The 3028-nt window shown below is 36.3% G+C and carries 2 protein-coding genes; both read right to left on the bottom strand.

The window, feature by feature from the left end; translation table 11 throughout:
* Positions 1 to 190 precede the first annotated feature (190 nt).
* On the bottom strand, positions 191 to 1042 hold the full coding sequence (locus P9B04_RS18560; protein ID WP_342056462.1) for a coiled-coil domain-containing protein: 852 nt from the start codon (positions 1040 to 1042) through the stop codon (positions 191 to 193).
* Between the two features lie 630 nt (positions 1043 to 1672).
* Positions 1673 to 2425 (bottom strand): hypothetical protein, encoded by a 753-nt coding sequence (locus P9B04_RS18565; protein ID WP_342056463.1) that lies wholly within the window; start codon positions 2423 to 2425, stop codon positions 1673 to 1675.
* Positions 2426 to 3028 lie beyond the last annotated feature (603 nt).

Below are 3028 nucleotides of genomic sequence, written 5' to 3' on the forward strand. Positions count from 1 at the left end.
AATTTACTAGAATTATCAAGCATGATTTTATTTTAAGTCTTAACATTTTAAATTATGTATAGCAACTAAGGAACAAAACCCATAGGTGCTATTAGGAAAAGCGAACTTTGCTGGCAACCTTAATGGTAGAGGAGTGCCGTGTAAGTTAGAGGCTATTTAACCAAAGATAAATGGAACAGAAAGAAAGATTTTAAGCAACAGCAGCAACAGCAGCTTTTGATGCCTTCATAAATTCTTTAAATTCTTTAGATTCTTGCTTAAGTTGATCAATTTCCTTTTGTTGTTTTTCCAGTTGCTCATCCTTTTGTTGGAGTTTTTCATTAAGCTCACTGAACTGCGATCGCAATTCCTCGATTTCCTTGTCCTTTTCTTCAAGCTTCTGATCATACTCGAAGCGAATGCGATCGCCTTCCTTGTCCTTTTCTTCAAGTTTCTGATCATACTCGAAGCGAATGCGATCGCCTGGGGAAAGAATTAACAGAGGGTTGAAATTTCTCGCTTTCAGATACGGGAACAGACTTCTAGTTACAATTTGACCATTAACGCCGGCAAAAACCTCAAGTTTTAACTGTTGCAATGATTCGGGAGTGAAACCATGATTCAGAAGCACATTGAAATCTTGCTCTTTTACTGTTTGCTCCAGTTTGAGCGATCGCTTGACCTGTTTCTGGGGACGGATCTCGGAGGCAACTTTCTTCCAAATGTTGGGAGAAAGTGTTTTTTTCCCATTATTTTTGGAGCTTTTCTCGGAACGTTCAATGATCCCCTCATACCATTGTCTCAGTTCTTGAAAACTTAAATTCGACAACTCAAACCAAAAATTTTCCTTGACAAACTGAAAAGGAGCATTGAGAAGTTTTTTCTGCCAATCGTCGGTTAAACTTTCCCACCATTCAAGGAGACTAGTATACGGCTGAATGATCTTTTCTCCACCACAGTTCTTGAAAAAGGCAATTTTCTCTTCGTCTGTGAGTAGAGATAATTCTTGTTGGAAAGCTCTTGCTTTATCGAGGCCGTGGTCGAGACTGAGTTTGAGCAGCATAAATTTCCTCTAAATCTTGAAAAAAAAGTAATGCAAATACCTATCGCAACCATCGAAAAACATATATCCCCCGTAGGTCGGGCGACGATATTGGTTGCTATAAAAAAGAGCTAGATATTGTGTCTATTTAGCTTTTTCTAAGTAGGAACTGGTGCGCTGAAAAATCTTAAAAAAATCGACAAAATAATTTTTCCCACGACAAAACAGTGGGAAAAAATCTTTGAAAAAAGAAATTGAATTGTAGCATCCGTAAGGCTCCTTTGCTGTATTGTGACAGTAATCGGGCAAGTGGCTTTTGATGTACGTTCATCAAAAGGCTGGGCCCCCCTATATGGGGGGTATAAATGAATTGTAGCTAAAGACTTGCCAGAAGACAATCTACTCCAAGATTTTTTTGGGTATAGAATAAGCATGGGGAGTACAAAAACAAAATTTCCTCAGTATTCAGAAGGCTGAAAATCTAAAATAGATTTTTCTGTAAAGCACTTCACATAAGAATATAGCTTTATTTTATAAAGTGTGCAAACTGGAAAAATGGTATTTTTACGGAAATATTAATCCGAAGCATAAAGAAAAAGCTAGTTATGGCAGAAAATCTGAATTTTTCTGCTGTAGCCAAGATAAAGCCAATCAATCCGCTTCAGAAGAAGGATTACTTACAGGAACGGACTCATCTGGTTGATCCAGGAATCCTACCATTTCCCTCGAAGATACTTCAGGTTGGACAATCTCTGGATCATGTTTCAGCCATAATGTCGTTTTAGAACCTGAAACCTCTTTCTGTAAGAATGGCAAGGGAATCCCCACAAAAGAGCCTTCCGTATTTTCGTATCGAATATACCGCCGAATTACTCCAAGCTCATCTGGTTTTCTGTTCTCGTAATTGCATCTAGGAGAGCCAAAAACAGTATTAAAATACTCAGTAAGAGTTTGCTTTAATTCTTCTAGATCAAAGGGTTTCTTAATTAATTTCCGAACTCCATGATTCATTAAGTAATCTTTAATGGGTTCACCACCTTGATGGCCAAAAGCAATAAGTCCGTAAGGTAAATGTAGTCTATCGGGCAAAATTCCTAATCGTGATACATCTACAAGAAATTTCTGCCAAGAATATACATCAGGCGCAACTCTCTTTTTAGTTTCAAAAAAGATTGTATCAAAAGGAATAAGATTCCTATCTTTAGCTAAGGGATCTAAATTATACGTTACTAAATTTTTTAGACCTATTTCATAAGAAGGACAGTGTATAAAAACGAATTCATAAGGATCACTTGTTCTAGTCTGAAAATTTGGTGGCAAATACTGAGGAGGGTTAAAATACTTCAAAACCTGTATTGCGTTTTCGGGATTGGTGTCAACGTATAAAATCTTGATCCTTTTCATTTGCGACTACTATCATAGATACTCTTAGATGATAGTATTAAATTCTGTGTTAGGAATTGACTTTAAAGATTTTTTGCTTTATGAAGTAAAATGATCTATGATGCCAAGGGACTGTAGCTTGGCAAAATGCTTTTCCAAAATAAGTCCATCAAATTTGAATTCTCAGAAAAAACTTTCTGATATAAGACTGTTTTAAGGGCTAAGATAGTAAGTATGTCCTATTTTTGCTTAGAAGGTGGGGGCAGAAATAAAGCGGTGTTTCAAAACTTTTCAATTCATAGGCTTTAGGACTTAGAGCTTCGTCTCGTTGAGACAATAAAACTATAAAAAATCAAATTTAATCAGTTAACTTGCAATCAATATGAGTAAAATAGTGCTAAAAAAAAGGTGTGTTTATTTATATAGCTTGTTATTAGTTTTACCACTTTTTTTTTGTCCATGTTTAATGGCTGAAGAAAAATCGAATCTATCTGGCATAAGCATAGAGAATGTTCCGTTGTTGCCTACTGGTGTAACTTTGGAAAAAATAGTCCTTAAAGACTCTTCTATGGGAGCGTGTCACTTTTGCAGGTGGGGTATTAGTTAGCGGACAGTGTTATACAA

Source organism: Crocosphaera sp. Alani8, from assembly GCF_038442745.1.
Lineage (GTDB): Bacteria > Cyanobacteriota > Cyanobacteriia > Cyanobacteriales > Microcystaceae > Crocosphaera.